14 protein-coding genes are annotated in these 17,524 nt (G+C 64.8%); 6 read left to right on the forward strand and 8 right to left on the reverse strand.

Annotated elements, in window-relative coordinates; translation table 11 throughout:
- Positions 1-17 precede the first annotated feature (17 nt).
- The 4 genes from O7A05_RS00810 (at position 18) to O7A05_RS00825 (ending at position 5,165) form a co-directional block, all read left to right on the forward strand.
- Complete coding sequence (locus tag O7A05_RS00810) at positions 18-1,628, forward strand: ABC transporter substrate-binding protein (protein WP_337091054.1); 1,611 nt, start codon at positions 18-20, stop codon at positions 1,626-1,628.
- 86 nt (positions 1,629-1,714) lie between these two features.
- Positions 1,715-2,665 (forward strand): ABC transporter permease, encoded by a 951-nt coding sequence (locus O7A05_RS00815; RefSeq protein ID WP_337091055.1) that lies wholly within the window; start codon positions 1,715-1,717, stop codon positions 2,663-2,665.
- Positions 2,662-3,513 (forward strand): ABC transporter permease, encoded by an 852-nt coding sequence (locus tag O7A05_RS00820; protein ID WP_337091056.1) that lies wholly within the window; start codon positions 2,662-2,664, stop codon positions 3,511-3,513. Before O7A05_RS00815 ends, O7A05_RS00820 begins: the two co-directional genes overlap by 4 nt.
- Complete coding sequence (locus O7A05_RS00825; RefSeq protein WP_337091057.1) at positions 3,510-5,165, forward strand: ABC transporter ATP-binding protein; 1,656 nt, start codon at positions 3,510-3,512, stop codon at positions 5,163-5,165. Before O7A05_RS00820 ends, O7A05_RS00825 begins: the two co-directional genes overlap by 4 nt.
- Positions 5,166-5,348: 183 nt before the next feature.
- On the opposite strand, the gene O7A05_RS00830 is transcribed toward O7A05_RS00825, so the two are convergent.
- Positions 5,349-5,825: an Lrp/AsnC family transcriptional regulator gene (locus O7A05_RS00830; RefSeq protein ID WP_140541160.1), complete on the reverse strand. Its 477-nt coding sequence runs from the start codon at positions 5,823-5,825 to the stop codon at positions 5,349-5,351.
- 224 nt (positions 5,826-6,049) lie between these two features.
- Between O7A05_RS00830 and O7A05_RS00835 the strand changes: the two genes are divergently transcribed.
- Entirely contained in the window at positions 6,050-7,375 is a 1,326-nt protein-coding gene (locus O7A05_RS00835) for an NAD(P)/FAD-dependent oxidoreductase (RefSeq protein ID WP_337091058.1), read from the forward strand.
- Positions 7,376-7,401: 26 nt separating this feature from the next.
- Here O7A05_RS00835 and O7A05_RS00840 read toward each other — a convergent pair whose 3' ends face one another.
- From O7A05_RS00840 to O7A05_RS00860, 5 genes are all read right to left on the reverse strand, one after another.
- Positions 7,402-8,766 carry an FAD/NAD(P)-dependent oxidoreductase gene (locus O7A05_RS00840; RefSeq protein WP_337091059.1) on the reverse strand — a complete coding sequence of 455 codons (1,365 nt, stop codon included), beginning with the start codon at positions 8,764-8,766 and terminating at the stop codon, positions 7,402-7,404.
- Positions 8,763-9,065, reverse strand: a complete 303-nt coding sequence (locus tag O7A05_RS00845; RefSeq protein WP_337091060.1) for a (2Fe-2S)-binding protein — start codon at positions 9,063-9,065, stop codon at positions 8,763-8,765. Before O7A05_RS00845 ends, O7A05_RS00840 begins: the two co-directional genes overlap by 4 nt.
- Positions 9,062-11,047, reverse strand: coding sequence for a hydantoinase B/oxoprolinase family protein (locus O7A05_RS00850; protein ID WP_337091061.1), 1,986 nt, complete (start codon positions 11,045-11,047; stop codon positions 9,062-9,064). The genes O7A05_RS00845 and O7A05_RS00850 overlap by 4 nt, the downstream gene beginning before the upstream one ends.
- 3 nt (positions 11,048-11,050) lie before the next feature.
- Positions 11,051-13,129: a hydantoinase/oxoprolinase family protein gene (locus O7A05_RS00855; protein WP_337091062.1), complete on the reverse strand. Its 2,079-nt coding sequence runs from the start codon at positions 13,127-13,129 to the stop codon at positions 11,051-11,053.
- 88 nt (positions 13,130-13,217) lie between these two features.
- Positions 13,218-14,123 (reverse strand): LysR family transcriptional regulator, encoded by a 906-nt coding sequence (locus O7A05_RS00860; RefSeq protein WP_337091063.1) that lies wholly within the window; start codon positions 14,121-14,123, stop codon positions 13,218-13,220.
- Between the two features lie 117 nt (positions 14,124-14,240).
- On the opposite strand from O7A05_RS00860, the gene O7A05_RS00865 reads away from it, so the two are divergent.
- Complete coding sequence (locus O7A05_RS00865; RefSeq protein WP_337091064.1) at positions 14,241-15,362, forward strand: NAD(P)/FAD-dependent oxidoreductase; 1,122 nt, start codon at positions 14,241-14,243, stop codon at positions 15,360-15,362.
- Between the two features lie 222 nt (positions 15,363-15,584).
- Here O7A05_RS00865 and O7A05_RS00870 read toward each other — a convergent pair whose 3' ends face one another.
- Positions 15,585-16,478, reverse strand: a complete 894-nt coding sequence (locus O7A05_RS00870; protein ID WP_337091066.1) for a sugar phosphate isomerase/epimerase family protein — start codon at positions 16,476-16,478, stop codon at positions 15,585-15,587.
- 67 nt (positions 16,479-16,545) lie between these two features.
- A complete protein-coding gene (locus O7A05_RS00875) occupies positions 16,546-17,484 on the reverse strand; it encodes an ABC transporter substrate-binding protein (protein WP_224517267.1) in 939 nt (312 codons plus the stop codon).
- Positions 17,485-17,524 lie beyond the last annotated feature (40 nt).

Genomic DNA, 17,524 nt, shown 5'->3' on the forward strand with positions numbered 1-17,524 from the left:
ACAGAAAGGGGAATGACATGAGCGACAAGATCACCAACTGGACCGGAGCAGACGATGCGATGGTCGAAAACGCCATCCGGCGAGGCGCGAGCCGCCGCGAACTCCTCAAAATGCTACTGGCAGGCGGCGCCGCCTTTGCCGCGGGAAGCGCTGTGCTCGGCCGAGCCACCAATGCCGTCGCCGCCACGCCAGTCTCAGGCGGCCACCTCAAGGCTGCCGGCTGGTCGTCCTCGACGGCCGATACGCTCGATCCGGCCAAGGCGTCGCTCTCCACCGACTATGTCCGCTGCTGCTCGCACTATAACCGCCTGACCTTCCTCGACAAGGATGGCAAGACGCAGATGGAGCTGGCCGAAAGCATCGACAGCAAGGACGCCAAGACCTGGACGGTGAAGCTGCGCAAGGGCGTCACGTTCCATGACGGCAAGGACCTCACCGCCGACGACGTCGTCTTCTCGCTGAAGCGTCACCTCGACAAGGCAGTCGGCTCCAAGGTCGCCAAGATCGCCGCGCAGATGACGGGCTTCAAATCTGTCGACAAGTCGACCGTCGAAATCACGCTCGCCGACCCGAACGCCGACCTCCCGACCATCCTGGCGCTCCATCACTTCATGATCGTAAGGGACGGCACCACCGACTTTTCCAAAGGCAACGGCACGGGCGCTTTCGTGCTGGAGACCTTCGAGCCGGGCGTGCGCTCGGTGGTCACCAAGAACAAGAACTACTGGAAGTCGGGCAAGCCTTATCTCGATTCCTTCGAGTTCATCGCCATCAGCGACGACAGCGCGCGCGTCAACGCGCTCCTGTCGGGCGATATCGGCTTCGCCGCCTCGATCAATCCGCGCGCGATGAAGCTCATCAGCGGCCAGCAGGGTTTCGAATTGTCGAAGACGACCTCGGGCAACTACACCGACCTCAACATTCGGCTCGATATGGACCCCGGCAGCAAGGCCGACTTCGTGGCCGGCATGAAATATCTCGTCAACCGCGAGCAGATCGTCAAATCGGCATTGCGCGGCCTTGGAGAGATCGGCAACGACCAGCCGGTCTCGCCGGCGAACATCTTCCACAACGCCGACCTCAAGCCGAAGGCTTTCGATCCGGACAAGGCGAAGTTCCACTTCCAGAAGGCAGGCGTGCTCGGCCAGTCCATCCCGGTGATTGCCTCCGACGCTGCCACCTCCTCGATCGACATGGCCGTGATCATCCAGGCGGCCGGAGCGGATATCGGCATGAAGCTCGATGTCCAGCGCGTCCCCTCCGACGGGTACTGGGACAATTACTGGCTCAAGGCGCCGGTCCATTTCGGCAACATCAATCCGCGCCCGACCCCGGACATCCTGTTTTCGCTGCTATACGCATCGAACGCGCCCTGGAACGAAAGCCAGTACAAGTCGGAGAAGTTCGACAAGATGCTTGTCGAGGCGCGCGGCTCCCTCGACCAGGCCAAGCGCAAGGAGATCTACGACCAGATGCAGACCATGGTGTCCGAGGAGGCGGGAACCATCATCCCGGCCTATATCTCGAACGTCGATGCCCTCTCCAGCAAGGTGAAGGGTTTGGAAGCGAACCCGCTTGGTGGCATGATGGGCTACGCAATGGCCGAGTATCTCTGGCTCCAAGCCTGAGAGGCGCCTGCCGGGGGGCCGGCCAGCCGGCCCCCCCGGCACCGCGTCGAGCAATATTTCGGCCGAACGCAACCGCAGGAGCCTCCATGACGTCTGGGGTTTTGAACCTCGTGGTGAAGCGGCTTGGGATCGCGCTCGTCACGCTTCTGATCGTGCTCTTCGCCGTGTTTTTCGCCACCAGCATGCTGCCTGGCGACACCGCGTCGATCCTGCTGGGCCAGGCGGCGACGCCGGAGGCGGTCGCCGGCCTGCGCGAGGCCATGCACCTCAACGATCCGGCGATCCTGCGCTTCCTGCGCTGGCTTCTCGGCCTGCTGCATGGCGACCTCGGCACGTCCTATGCCAACAACATGCCGGTGGCAGCGCTGATCGGCGGCCGTCTGGTCAACACCATGAAGCTCGCCGCCATCACAACGCTCTTGTCCGTGCCGCTGGCGCTGACGCTGGGCATCACCGCCGCGATGCTGCGCGGCTCGCTCTATGACCGCGTCGTTACCGTGCTTTCGATCGGCGTGATCTCGGTGCCGGAGTTCATGGTCGCGACGCTGGCGGTCCTGCTCTTCGCGGTCTATCTCAAATGGCTGCCGGCGTTGTCTTCCGTCAACGAGGCGCATTCGCTGACCGACTTGGTGCGCATCTATGCGATGCCGGTGATCACGCTCACCTTCGTCATCTCCGCCCAGATGGTACGCATGACGCGGGCCGCGGTGATCGAAACGCTCTCCACGCCCTACGCCGAGATGGCGCTTCTCAAGGGCGCTTCGCGCGGCCGCATGGTGCTGAGGCACGCGCTTCCCAATGCGCTCGGCCCGATCGTCAACGCGGTTGCGCTGTCGCTGTCCTATCTGGTTGGCGGCGTCATCATCGTTGAGACAATCTTCAACTATCCCGGCATCGCCAAGCTGATGGTCGATGCCGTCGCGACGCGCGACCTGCCGCTGATCCAGAGCTGCGCGATGATCTTCTGCCTCGGCTATCTGCTGCTCATCACGGCCGCGGACATCGTGGCCATCATGTCCAACCCGAGGCTGAGATGACGATGGCACGCGCTGCAGCCTCCCGACGATCTCTGCTCGGCCACAGCTACAATCTTGTCGGCGTCGTGGCTTCGCTGGTTATCCTGGCGTGGACGCTGATCGCCATCTTCGCGCCCTACATCATCCCGCATCCGATCGGCGACATCGTCGATGACGACTATTTCGGCCCGATGCGCCAAGGCCTGTGGCTGGGCTCGGACTATCTCGGCCGCGACATGCTCTCGCGGGTGCTGATGGGCGCGCGCTACACCGTCGGCATATCGCTTGCCGCCGTCTGCATCGCCTGCTTTTCAGGTGTCGTGCTCGGCATGGTCGCGGCCGTCACCGGCGGGTGGTTCGACACCTGCCTCAGCCGCTTCCTCGACGCCATGAACTCTATCCCCAGCAAGCTATTCGGGCTCGTCGTCGTTGCCGCGGTCGGCTCGTCGATCCCGGTGCTGATCCTGACGCTCGCGGTGATCTATATCCCTGGCGCCTACCGTTTTGCCCGCGCGCTTGCCGTCAACATCAACACCATGGACTTCATGACCGTCGCCCGCGTGCGCGGCGAAAGCACCGCCTACCTCATCGGCTCGGAGGTCCTTCCCAACATTATCCGCCCGGTGCTCGCCGATTTCGGCCTGCGCTTCGTCTTCATCGTGCTCCTGCTTTCCGGCCTGTCCTTTCTCGGGCTCGGGCTGCAACCGCCTCTGGCCGACTGGGGCGCGCTGGTGCGTGAGAATATCGGCGGCCTGCCGTTCGCGGCGCCGGCAGTCATCGTACCTTCGCTGGCGATCGCCAGCCTCACCATCAGCGTCAACCTGCTGATCGACAACCTGCCGCAGAAGATCAGGGACAGGGACGCATGACCAATCTCGTCGAGGTGAGGAACCTGAGGATCGAGGCGAAGACCGATTCCGGACGGATCGTCGAAATCATCAAGGGCGTCAGCCTCGACATCGCCGACGGCGAGATCGTCGCGCTGATCGGCGAGAGCGGCTCCGGCAAGACGACGGTGGCGCTCTCGCTCATGGGGCACACACGCCCCGGCTGCCGGATAACCGGCGGCGAGATCAATGTGAACGGCAAGAACATGGCCGCACTTTCCGAAAAGGAGCGAGCCAAGCTGCGGGGCACCGACATTGCCTATGTTCCACAAAGTGCCGCGGCCTCGTTCAATCCCTCGGCGACCATCATGGAGCAGGTGATCGAGGTTACGCGCATCCACAGGCTGATGCCTCTCGAGAAGGCGCGAAAGCGCGCTGTCGAGCTGTTCAGGGCCTTGTCGTTGCCGGATCCGGAAGGGATCGGCGCCCGCTATCCGCACCAGGTTTCCGGCGGCCAGTTGCAGCGGCTATCGGCGGCCATGGCGCTTATCGGCGATCCCAAGCTGGTCATCTTCGACGAGCCGACGACGGCCCTCGATGTGACGACGCAAATCGACGTGCTGAAGGCGTTCAAGTCGGTGATGCGGGCTGGCGGGATAGCAGGCGTGTATGTTTCCCACGATCTCGCCGTCGTCGCCCAGATCGCCGACCACATCGTGGTGCTGAAGGGCGGCGAAGTGCAGGAGACCGGCAGCACGCCTCAGATTCTTTCGGCCGCGCAGCATCCTTACACGCGTGAACTGCTGGCTGCCTTCGAGCCGAAGCCGCGGCAACCGCATGCGGACGCAGATGCCGGCGCGAAGCCGTTGCTGCGCATCGACAATGTGACGGCCGGCTATGGCGCTTTGCGCGACGACGGACTGCCCCTCATCCGCGCGGTTGATTCCGTCAGCCTGGTCGTCGAGAAGGGCCGCAACCTCGGCGTCATCGGCGAATCCGGTTGCGGAAAATCGACGCTCGCGCGCGTCATCGCCGGCATCCATCCGGCAGCGGCCGGCGATATCATCTTCGACGGCAAGCAACTGGAGCGCGCCGCAAGCAAACGCAGCCAGGACCAACTGCGCGAGATGCAGATCGTGTTCCAGTATGCCGATACCGCGCTCAATCCGGCCAAGCCGATCGAAGACATCATCTCCCGCCCGCTGGCCTTCTACCACGCGATGAACAGGCAGGCGCGCTCGAAGCGCGTCGATGAACTGCTCGACATGGTGCGGCTGCCGAGAGCGCTGCGCTATCGTCGTCCGTCGGAGCTCTCGGGCGGCCAGAAGCAGCGGGTGAACTTTGCACGCGCGCTGGCAGCCGATCCCAAGCTCATCATCTGCGATGAAATCACCTCGGCGCTCGACACGGTGGTGGCAGCCGCGGTGATCGAGCTGCTCAAGGAGCTGCAGCGCGAGCTTGGGCTTTCCTATATCTTCATCAGCCACGACCTCTCGGTCGTCGAGGCGATCTGCGACGAGATCGTGGTCATGTACAATGGCGAGCGGGTGGAGCAGATCACTCCCGACGGGCTGAAAGCGCCCGCTCATCCCTATTCCAAGCTTCTGTTCTCCTCCGTGCCGAAGCTCGATCCGACGTGGCTCGACGGGCTCGTCCGCGACCCCGAACTGGTCAGCCAATACGGCCACCGCTAAGAGCAAATTCTAGAGCATGATCCCGAAAGGTGGAACCGGTTCGGAGAAGATCATGCTCCAATAAAAAGTTAGATCAGATCAGGATGGCGATTCAACCAAACGTCATCCTGATGTTGGAAGCCTGCAACGCTTTTTGCATCCGGAATGCTTGAAACGAACGCGTAGAGCGACGAAGCGCGGAGCCTACATCGGAAACAGGCTGGGCAGCGGCATGTGCGCCTTGACGATCGGCGACTTCAGCACCACGAAACTGAAATACTTGTCGATGCCGATGTCCATGTCGGTCAGCCTTTCCATGATCGTCTGATACTCGCTGATGCCGGCGGTCATGAATTTCATCAGATAGTCGTAGCCGCCTGAGACAAGGTGGCATTCTATGACCTGGTCGATCTTCTCCACCACGGCGAGAAAGCGGGCGAAGTCGACCTGGCGATGGTTCTTCAGGGTGATCTCGGTGAACACCGTCAGCGTCTGGCCGAGCTTGCCGATATTGACCTGTGCGGAATAGCCCTCGATGTAGCCTTCCGACTGGAGCTTTTTCACCCGCATCAGGCATGGGCTCGGCGACAGATGCACCAGCTCGGCCAGTTCGACATTGGTGATGCGCCCGTTCTTCTGCAGTTCGTGCAGGATTTTGATGTCGATCCGATCCAGCTTCATGGCCGTCTCCACGGAACGCATGCCACAGCACAAAATGCCGTGCTGCCAATACCTAGCGACACTAGCACAGCCCAACGGCCTGTCCATCGGATCGGACACCGCTTTGAAGCGCATCGGCTTCCGAATTCAACCGGACTGCCGGAATAAAATTCTGCCTCGCTCTCAACTGCAGCAGCGCCTGCCTGCGCAACGCGGTAGATTGAAGCCCCAAGGCGGAGAGGATCATGCGCGCGCCGCTGCAGCAAATTCAGACTTCGAGCGAACTGCCGCAATCCGCGGACGCGGTGGTCATCGGCGGCGGCATCGTCGGCGTCTTTGCGGCCTATTACCTGGCGCGGCGCGGCATGAAGGTAGCGCTCGTCGAAAAGGGGCGCATCGGCGCCGAGCAGTCCTGCCGCAACTGGGGCTGGTGCCGCCAGCAGAACCGCGACGCCCGTGAACTGCCGATGGCGACACGCAGCCTCGATCTGTGGGAGCGTTTCGTGGCGGACAGCGGGGAGGACACCGGCTTTCGCCGCTGCGGCCTGCTCTACCTCAGCAATGACGAGGCGGAGCTGGTAGGCTGGGCGCGCTGGCGCGACTTCGCCCGGACAGCCGGCGTCACCACGCATATGCTCGACAGCGCGGAGGCCAGCGCGCGAGGCCATGCCACTGGCCGGACGTGGAAGGGCGGCGTCTTTTCGCCGACCGATGGCACCGCCGATCCGTCGCGCGCCGCGCCCGCGGTCGCCCGCGCCATCCTGAAGCTGGGCGGCACGGTGCTGCAAAATTGCGCCGCGCGCGGTATCGAGACCGAGGGTGGACGCCTGAGCGCTGTTGTCACGGAAAACGGAACGATCCGGACCAAGGTGGCGGTCCTGGCTGGCGGCGCCTGGGCGTCCTCCTTTTGCCGGCAATTCGGCTTCCGCTTTCCGCAGGCATCTATCCGCTCCTCGATCCTGTCCGTCTCGCCCGGGGCGGAGGGCCTGCCGGACGCGCTGCACACGGCAAAGATTTCCGTCACGCGTCGTGGCAATGGCGGCTACACACTCGCAATCAGCGGACGCGGCCGCGTCGACGTGACGCCGCAGCAGCTGCGCTTCTCGTCGCACTTCGTGCCGATGTTCCTGAAGCGGTGGCGCAGCCTTGCGCCGGGCGGCCTGCAGGGTGTGCGTTGTGGGCACGAAACGCTCAAGCTTTGGCGGCTCGACCAACCGACGCCGATGGAGCGCATGCGCATACTCGATCCGGTCCCGGACAAGGCGACCATCCGCCTGACCCATGCCCGCGCGCTGGAGTTGTTGCCGGCGCTGCGCCAGACAAGGATCAGCGCAGCCTGGGCCGGCTATATCGACAGCACGCCGGACGGCGTGCCCGCCATCGGCGAGATCGATACCGTTCAGGGCTTCTTCCTGGCTGCCGGATTTTCGGGACATGGCTTCGGCATAGGATCCGGCGCCGGACACCTGGTGGCCGATCTCGTCACCGGCTCGGAGCCGATTGTCGACCCGAAATCCTACGATCCGCGGCGCTTCGATGCTTCGTCCTGGGGTAAGGTCGCCGATTTCTGAGGCTCGCCACGACTTTCGCGCACCCATCAGCCCTCCTGGAGAAAAGCGCCGACGGGCGCGGGCCGCACAGGCGCCTGTCCGCGAAACCGGCCGACATCCTTTGGCGCGCATCCGGCCCGCGCGGTGATGACTTCGACGGCGGCCAGCAGGCAATAGCGTCCCTGGCAGCGGCCCATGCCGACGCGTGACAGCGATTTCACTCGGTTGGCCTCGCCGCCGCCATGCTCCACGCTCTCACGTATGCTTCCCGCGGTCACATTCTCGCAGCGGCAGACGATCGCATCGTCGGGGAGTGCCCGGGCCTTCGCCTCCGGCCACGGAAAGGCGATGGCCAGACCGCGCGCAAAGCGCTTGAGCCGCTTTAGCTTGAGCAGGTCGGCGCCGACGGAAGGCATCGGATGTCCCAGATCGGCAAGGCAGGCTGCCGCCGCGAGGCGCCCCGCGATCTCGGCCCCATCAGCCCCGAGCAGGCGAACCCCGTCGCCTGCAAGATAAACGCCGTTGCCAGCCCGCCCCATCTCGTCGATCTTCGGCAGCCATTGCCGCCATTGTTCGTCATAGGTGAAGGCACATCCGGCTATGTCGGCTAGATGCGTCTCCGCCCGCAGATGCCAGCCCATGCCGATCATGTCGCAGGCGGTCACGCGTTCGCGGTCGCCGGCATCGCGCCAGCGCAGCGCCGTGGCGCCTTGCCCGTCGGCTTCGATCCGTCCCAGCCTCACCCCCGCATGATAGCGGCCGCCGAGCCTTGTACGCAGGGCCAGTCCGCGCAGCGCGACGATCGGGCGGGCGGAAAGTCCCCAGAACCCCCGCATCTGCTGACGCCAGGGAGAGGTATCCAGTACCGCCACCACATCCGCGCCAGCCTTGACGAGTTGGGCACCAACCAGGGTCAGCAAAGGCCCGGATCCCACAAGGACGATCCGTCGCCCGAGCGCCACGCCCTGCGCCTTGAGCGCGATCTGCGCAGCGCCGAGGCTGTAGACGCCGGCGTTCTGCCAGCCTGGAACGGGGGCGACGCGGTCGGACGCGCCGGTGGCAAGGATCAGGCGGTCGTAGCCGATCACCTGCACGCCCTCCCCCAGCACATGCAGCCGCCCCTCATGCGCGGCGATGACCGAGGTGCCGGCGCAATGGGTGAGCCGCCGCTCTTCGGCCAGTCGGTCGAAGAGCGAATGCAGCGCGCGGGCCTTGGCCGCCTCCGATCCATAGAGCTGCTGCGGCGTGCGGGTAAACCCGGCCGGCGGGCGGCGATAGATCTGGCCGCCTGCGCGCTGCCCCTCGTCGATCACAATCGGATGGAAGCCAGCATCGACCAGCGTCGCCGCAGCCCTAATACCGGCAGGGCCGGCACCCACGATCACGATGCGCGTCGAGGCAACATCGCTCACGGCCAGTTCTCCGACGGCGTCGTGCGCAGTCGCATACCCTCGGCGATCAGAGTTGTGCACGCGCGCAGGCGCGGTCCCTCCTCTTGCCAAACCCAGCAATCCTGGCAGGCTCCCATCAGACAGAACCCGGCGCGCGGCTCCGATCCGAACTCTGAGTTCCGCAAGGCGTGTCCTGACGCCAGCATGGCGGTCAGCACAGTGTCACCGGCCAGCGTGCGACACACTTGTCCGTCGAGAAAGAAACGCACCTCTGCCCGGTCGCGCTCCGCCAGCCGGACGATGCGGCCGGCCGTGATCATTCTGCTGCCTGTTGCATGGCTTGAGGACGCGGCAGTTCGGGAAAACGTTCGCAAATCGCGTCGAAGGCCGCCTGCACACCTTCCGGCCCGGAGCGTCCCTTCATGTGGCGAAAGATCTCCGTCTTGGCGAAGAACCGCCAGTGGATCGGCAAGGCGTCCAGGAAGGCGTGGAGCCGGTCATACGCGGCCGGCGTCCACCGCGCTTCGTAGCCGTCGCGCTCAGGGCCGAAATGGAAATGGCCGGTGGCGGGCTCCGGCTGCGCGCGCAGCCGCCCCGTCGCTTCCTCGTCGACCGCGCTACCGCGAACAACGACGCCATAGTCACGCTCGGCCGCAGCCTGCGAGATGTAGCCGCGCCGGACATCCAGCGCCACCCGCCAGGGCTCGCGCTGATAGGGATCGCCACGCCCACCGCCCCCGGCGGAGCGGATTTCCAGCACGTCACCTGGCTGCAATACCGCCGTGTCGATGTTGCCCAGCCGCCGCTCATGCTCGGTCCCCGGATTGACGACCATGTCCGAGAGGCCGGCTGCCTTGCCGCCCAGCACGCCCCAGGGACGGAAGAAGCTGCGGTCGCGGTTGCGCGCCGTGATCCTGGAATCGGGGGCGAAGACACGGAAGGCCATCTCTGTTGCCAGCCCGCCGCGCCAGCGCCCGGCGCCGCCGCTGTCCTTGGCGAGGCCATATCTGACGAATTCGACCGGCGTCTCGGTCTCGGTGATCTCGATCGGCGTGTTCTTGAGATAGGCGGCATCCGCCCCCGATCCATTTGTCCCATCGCGATGCGGCATCGCCCCGCCGCCGCCCACCACCGGGTTCACCGCCGCGATGACGGTGCGGCTGGTGCGCTCGTCCGTCGTCATGACGTTGACGATGCAGTTGTTGCCGGCCGGCGCAGCGGGCAGCCGCTCCGGCACGGCCTGCGAAAAAGCGCCGAAGATGACCGACCTCAGCCGGGCGCAGGTGAGCGAGCGCATGCCCACGGCGGCCGGGTGGACCGGATTGAGCACCGAACCGAGGGGCGTGATGCAGGTAAACGGCCGGGTGAGGCCCGTGTTGAGCAGGATCTTCGGGTTCAACGTGTAGAGCACATAGTAGACGCCTACCAGCAGCATGGTGTGGCGCGGGTCGCCGCCCGATGGCACGTTGAGCGAGGAGCCGAGCTGCGGATCGGAGCCGGTGAAGTCGAGCACCGCCTCGTCGCCCCTGATCGTCAGCGTCAGCTTCAGCCGGCAAGGATTGGCCTCGACCGAATCCTCGTCGGCGTAGTCGGCGAATTCCCATGTGCCGTCGGGCATGCCGCGCAGCACGTCGCGCCCCTGCGCCTCCGCATGGTCGAGAAGCGCGGAAACGCCTTCGACGAAGCCGGCCTTGCCGAACTTCCGCACCATCGCCTGGATCTTGCGCTCGCCGGTGTTGAGTGCGCCGACCAGCGCCTTGATGTCGCCGATGTTGAGGTCTGGCTTGCGCACATTGGTGCTCATGATCCGCAGGATGGTCTCGTCGAAGACGCCCTCCCTCACCAGCTTCATTGGAGGGAAGCGGATGCCTTCCTGATGGATTTCGGTCAGCGCGCGGCTGAGCGAGGCCGGCACCGCCCCGCCCATGTCGGTGTTGTGGATGTGCCCGCCGGTCCAGGCGACGATCTCGTCGTCGACGAAAACCGGCTTCCACAGATGCGTGTCGGGCGCATGAGTGGCGACGTGGCCGGAATAGGGATCGTTGGTGAAAGCAACATCGCCCGGCCGGTAGTCGTCGACCATCGCGATGGCCCGATGATAGGAAAGCCCCGGATACCAGGTGGCGCCTAGTTCCATCGGCACGGCGAAGGTCGCTCCCGAATGATCCATCAGCATCACGGTAAAATCCTGCGTCTCCTTGACGAAGGCGGAGTGCGCGGTGCGGTGCAGCGTGTGGGCCATATTCTCGGCCGCCGCGCGGGCATGGTTCGCCAGAACCTGCAGGTTTGTCCGGTCAAACATGGGTCACTCCGGGAAGGTCAGCAGAAGGTTGAGATGGCGGTCGACCCGGGCCTGCGCCCCCGCAGGGATCGCAAACGTGGTGTCTTCCTGGACGACCACGGCAGGCCCATGGAACGTGCTGCCAGGCATGAGGGTCTGCCGGTCGTGAAGGTCGACGGTCTCGACGCCGAGGCCCGTATAGACCGGGAGCTGGCGTGCCGGATTGGCCGGGGCGTTGACCTCATCGGTTTGCGGGAAGGAAAGTTTCGGCCCTGCGCCTATGGCGGACAGCCGGATGTTCACAAGCTCAATATCGCCGTCAGGATCGTGAAAATCGTAAAGCTGCTGATGCGTGAGGTGAAAAGCCTGCGCGATGGCGGCCATATCGCCATCCGCCAGCCATTGCGGCGAAAGGACGACTTCGATCTCATAGCTCTGCCCGACATAGCGCATGTCGCAGAAGAGGTTGAGTTCCGCGGCCGCGTCATGCCCCTGGGCTGCGAGCCAATGACGTCCCTCACCCGCAAGCGCTTCGAAGGCCTCGCGGATATCGGGAAGCGACGCTGCGGACAGCGGGCTGAAGATCGTGCGGATAAAATCGCCGCGCAGATCCGCCACCAGCCCGCCGAGTGCCGAGACCACGCCGGGGCGGCGCGGCGCCATCACTCGTTTCATGCCGAGTTCGCGGGCAAGGAAGGCGCCGAGCATCGGGCCGCCGCCGCCGAATGGCATCAGCGTAAAATCGCGCAGATCGACACCAGCGCGCGAGGCGAGTTTCTCGACTTCGACGAACATCTCCGACACCGCGATGTCGAGGATTGCCTGCGCGGTCTGCTCGATCGTGCGGCCGAGCCGGGCGGCAAGCTCGCCGACCGCGCGCTGCGCCAGCCCCGTATCTATCCTGAGCTGGCCATAGGCCATCTCGCTGTGTCCGAGCCATCCGCACACCACCATGGCGTCAGTCACCGTCGCCCGATCGCCGCCGCGGCCGTAGCATGCCGGTCCTGGTGCCGAGCCAGCCGATTCCGGCCCGACCCGCAGCACGCCTTGTGCATCGACACTGGCGATCGAGCCGCCGCCGACGCCGATCGAGCTGACCGACACAGACGGGATGTAGAGCGGGAATTCGCCGATCAGCTCGCCGGTGCCGAACTGCGCCTCGCCACCAATGATCAGCGCGAAGTCGGCCGACGTCCCGCCGATGTCGAGGGTAAGGATCTTGTCTTCGCCGGCCTGACGCGCCAGCCACGAGGCGCCGATGACGCCGGAAGCGGTTCCCGACAAAAGCATGTTCACGCAAGAGCGCTTGCCTTCGGCGGCGTTCATCAGCCCGCCATTCGATTTCGTCAGCATCGGGCGCGCCGGCACACCGCGGCTCCTCAGCCGCTTTTCCAGCGCCGTCAGATAGCCCGAGACGCGCGGATGGACATAGCCATTGAGAATGGCGGTCGAGCTGCGTTCATACTCGCGGATGACAGGCCACACCTCGGCAGAGGTGAAGACGAAGACGTCAGGTGCCAGACGGGCGATCGTGGCCTTGACCGAGGCTTCCTGCGCGGGGTTGCGCCAAGAGTGGAGGAACGACACGATAATTCCCTGCGCTCCGCTCGCTTTCGCCGCCGCGACCGCCCTTTCCACTGCCGACATGTCCGGCGCTCGCGATTCACTGCCATCGGCACGCATACGGGCCGGAATGCCGAAGACCATATCGCGCGAGATCAGCGGCTCCGGCCGCGAGCAGAACAGTGAATACATGTCCGGCATTCGTAGCCGCGCGAGCTCGATCACATCCTCGAAGCCGGCATTGGTAAACAGCGCGAGCGACGCGCCCTTGCGCTGGATGATCGTGTTGATGCCTATAGTCGTGCCGTGCACGAAGCGCGTTACGCGAGCTGAGTCAAAGCCCTCGCGCTCGGCCAGAAGGGTGAGTCCCGTCATCAGCTCGGCGCCTGGATCTTCCGGCGTCGTCAGCACTTTCAGCGAAGCGACCCGGCCGGAACGGGCTTCGAGCGCGCAGAAATCGATGAATGTCCCGCCGATATCGACGCCGACCTTCCAGTCGGCTTCGTTCTGCACCTCGTCCGCCGCGATGGCACCATCCATGATGTGTCCCTTCCTGTCTGCCGACCAAACTCGCACGAGCGGACGGCCAGCGTCCAAGATGGATGAGGGGGAAGGATATAAGTCCTGCTTATGCCTTGGCGCGATGCTCACCGAGAACGGCGGAACAGGCCGTACGGATTTCGTCGCGCATCATCTCGTCGGCCCGCGAAAGCGCTCGGGCGCGCGACGTGAGCAGCGCGATCGGAAATTCCGGTCCGGCCGCCAATGGCCTGACGGCAAGGCCGGCGAACTGATGCCAGGGGAGTAGCGCGTCGACCAGGCCGATGCCCAAACCGGCCTGGACGAAACCGACCGCGGAGATCGAGACGTCGATCTCCAGCGACGGTGAAAGCGCCACGCCTTGCGCGCGGGCAGCGTGGGCCAATTCGTCAGCGGGACGGGTGTTGCCGCGATATGATATCAGCTCCTCCCCGGCGAGGTCGACGAGCGTCAGCTCGGCTTTCTTCTGCAGTGAATGTCCGGCAGGGAGCAGGCAGACGAAACCGACGCTGCCGATCACCTCCGCCTCGATATCGGGAGGCAGCCGATCGTCCAACGCCACACCAAGGCTGGCATCGCCGGCGCGCAGCATGTCGACGATCGCGGCGATCGGCGCGCTATGGGAACGCAGCAAGACCTTCGGGTGCTGCGCCCGGAATGCGGTGAAGGCGCGCGGCAATATCGCCATGGCCGGCGGTGGCGAAGCCGCGACCCGCACCAGCCCTGTCCGCCCGAGACGCAGGTCAGTGGTCTTGCGGCGCAAACCTTCCAGCCCCGCCGACAGCCGCTCGGCATCGGAAAAGATCTCGAGCGCCTCTGGCGTCGGCCGCAGCCGGCCCTTGACCCGTTCGAACAGGGTGAAGCCAAGCTCGTCCTCGGTGTGAAGCAGTATCTGGCTGAGCGCGGGCTGGGAGATGTTCAACATCCGCGCCGCGGCGGTCACGGTGCTTGCGCGCATGACGGCGATGAACACTTCCAGCTGCCGGGCTCGCAAATCCGAACTCCATAGGTCGAGCTTATGACTTCCGTCCAAACCCATCTTTGACGCAATGCCGCGGCGCGAACAAGATGGGCGCATCTAAGGATGAGCCCTCTGCACTAAGGAACGACAATGGATGTGATCGTGCTGGGCGGCGGACTGATGGGGACGGCTTCGGCCTATTTCCTCGCCAGGCGCGGCGCGCGCGTGACGCTGATCGAGCGCAACCAGGTCGGCACCGGGGCGACGGTCGCCTCTTTCGGCAACATCCGGCGCACGGGGCGCCATCTCACCCAGCTTCCGCTGGCCCATCGCTCGCTCAGCCTATGGGGTGAGGCCGAAAAGATGCTTGGCCAAGACGTGGAATTCCGCGCCACCGGCCATATCCGGCTGATCTTCGATGAAGATGGTCTCGCCGACATGCGGGCCTATGCCGAGGCAGCGCGGCCTTGGGGGCTCGAGCTGGAAGAGCTTGGCTCGCGCGAGATCAGCGCGCGTTTTCCCGGCCTCGGTCCCGACGCGATCGCTGCCTCGTTCTCTCCGCAGGACGGCAGCGGCAATCCGCGGCTGATCGCGCCGGCCTTCGCCGAAGCCGCCCGTAAGCTGGGCGCGGAAATCATCGAGGGAGCCCTGGTCGAAAAGCTCGAGCGGACTAACTCCGGTTTTCTTGTCGCCACCTCCAAAGGTTCATTTGCCGCCGAATGCCTGCTCAACGCCGCGGGCGCTTGGGGCGCAGGCATCGCCGCGCAGTTCGGCGAAGAGGTCCCACTCGACGCTCGCGGCCCGCAGATGGGCGTGACCGAGCCGCTGCCGCACCGTATCCTGCCGGTGGTCGGTATCTGGACGCGCGACAAGGAGCATGGCGCCTATCTGCGCCAGGTCGAGCGTGGCAATATCGTCTTCGGCGGAGCGGCCGAAAGGGTGTCGGTCGACCTCGATCCGGGCCATGCGATCGCCGACCCCCTGCGCCTTCCGGTGCAATTGCGCGCCGTCGCGCGGCTCCTGCCGGCAATCGCAGAGGTGGCTGTCATCCGCACCTGGTCCGGTTGCGAGGGCTATATGCGCGACATGCTGCCGGTCATGGGACAATCGGCAACGACGCCGGGTCTGTTCCATGCCTTCGGCTTTAGTGGGCACGGCTTCCAGCTCGGCCCGGGCGTCGGCGACGCCATGGCCGAACTGATCACGACCGACCGCTGCGAAACGCCGCTCGACGATTTCAGCGTTGATCGCTTCAGCCACCACTCGAGCTGACGATGACATCTGATGTTCAACTACATCAGACCCGGTGTCATTCCTCTCCGAGCCCGCCGATTTGCACGCCATACTGCACCAAAGCTCTCCGAGGGGCGCCGGATGCTGATCGCGCACTTTTTCATGTGGCACAGGGGCCGCCCAGCGCCGGAACAGTGCGAGGGATGTACCTGGGTGACCTCGCAGGTCCGCGAGCTCTCCCACATCCACCGGCGCGACGCGTCACGGCCTCTGCGACGCCGAAACAAGCTCGGCCTTCAACCGCGCCGTCTCCATCCCGACCGCGATGAAACGGCGCGCGTGGCGGGCAAGCTCTATGTTGTCGGCCCACAGATTGCGCCAGATCGCCGTTTTCCTCGACAAATTCTCGTCGACGATCTCCGACGAGAAGGATTCGAAGCTGAGATCGTCGTCGTAGCCTATAGCCGTCAGCGCGTCGAAGATCGCGGCGAAATCGATGCTGCCGGTGCCGAGAAAGCCGCGGTGGCTCTCGCCGATATGGACATACCCGATCTTCTTCGCGGCATGGCGGATGGCCAGCCCGACATCGGCCTCCTCGATGTTCATGTGGAAGGTGTCGAGATGCAGGAAGATGTTGTCGGAACCGGTGTCCTCGATGAAGGCCAGCCCCTGCGCGGCGGTGTTGAGCAGGTTGCTTTCGAAGCGGTTGACGATTTCGAGGTTGAGCGTGACTCCGGCCGCCTTGGCGGTTTCCGCGACCCTGGCGAGTGTCGCGGCGCTGCGGTTCCACTGGTCACGCGTCGGCGGCTTGGTTTGCAGGCCGTGGCTGGTCGAGAGAATGCCGCCGACTTTTTGGCCGCCGAGATCGCGCGTCAGCGCGATGGTGCGGTTGAGAATCTCGACACCGCGCGTGGCGACCGCCTTGTCGGAGCTGGAGATGTCGCCGTCGGCCGGCAGGCCGATGCTTATCGCGACGCCCAGGCCGAGATCGGCGATGCTTTTGGCCAGCTTGCCGATGTCGACATCGGCCGGATCGAGATAGGAGAACTCGATCAGGTCGAAACCGGCTTCTTTCGTGTTGGCCAGCGTGCGTTCGAGGTCCCCCTGCGCCGAGCTCGCGGACCAAACGAAAGAGTGGATTCCAATGCGCGACATGATCATCTCCGTCCGATGGATAGGGCGCGGCCGGGTCGACCCAGCCGCGCCAGCCTTGGGAGCAGCGTTAGCGGGCCGCCGTCCAGCCTTTGTAGTCCTTCAGGTTCTCGGCGGTGATCAGTTTCGGATCAAGCAGCACGGTCGGCTCGGCCGGCTTTTTACCGGCAAGGACCTCTGCCGCCATCGTCAGCGACTGACCGGCCATGACATAGGGATCCTGCGAAGCCGAGGCCTTGATCATCGAGGTGCCGGAGGCGAACTCCTTCTCGATGTCGGGGGCGCCGTCAACCGCGGTGATGATGAATTCCGAGCGATTGAGCTGCTTGGCGGCGAGCTGCGCGCCGATCGCCGTCGGGTCGTTGATGGCGAACACCGCGTCGATCTTGTCGAAGCGAGTGAGCAGCGACTGGAACACTTTCAGGCCGCCGTCGCGCGAGCCCTCGGCGTTCTGGTCATCGGACAGGATCTTGATGTCCGGATGCTGCGAGAGCACGTTCTTGCAACCCTTGACGCGCTCCAGGATCGAGGACGAGGCCGGGCCGTTTAGAATGACATAGTTGCCTTTGCCGCCGGTGTGGTCGACGAGGTACTGGCAGGCCTCCTCCCCGGCCTTGACGTTGTTGGTCATCACGGTGACGTCGGCGCCCGGCGCCGAAACGTCAAAGGCGGCGACCACAATGCCGGCCGCCTGCGCCTTCTTGACAGCGGGCGCGATCGCCTTGGCATCGACGGCGTTGAGCATGATGACGTCGACGCCTGCGGCGATGAAGGAATCGATCTGCGAGACCTGCTTGTTGAGGTCATAGTCCGCCGACACCGACGTCACCTCGACCTTGGGATTGATCTTCTTGGCCGCGTCCTCGATGCCTTTGATGGTGGCGACGAAGAAGGGGTTGCCGAGCAGGCCGACCGAGATGCCGACCTTGTTTAGGTCCTTGGCCGATGCCGGCGCGATGACGAGGGCCGCGAGGGCTGCGCCGCAGAGCAGTTTGGCGATGGTCTTCATTTACTTGCTTCCTCCGATTGCCCCGCGCCTCTCACGGTGC

This window comes from Mesorhizobium argentiipisi (SeqCode) (assembly GCF_037179585.1).
Classification (GTDB): domain Bacteria; phylum Pseudomonadota; class Alphaproteobacteria; order Rhizobiales; family Rhizobiaceae; genus Mesorhizobium; species Mesorhizobium argentiipisi.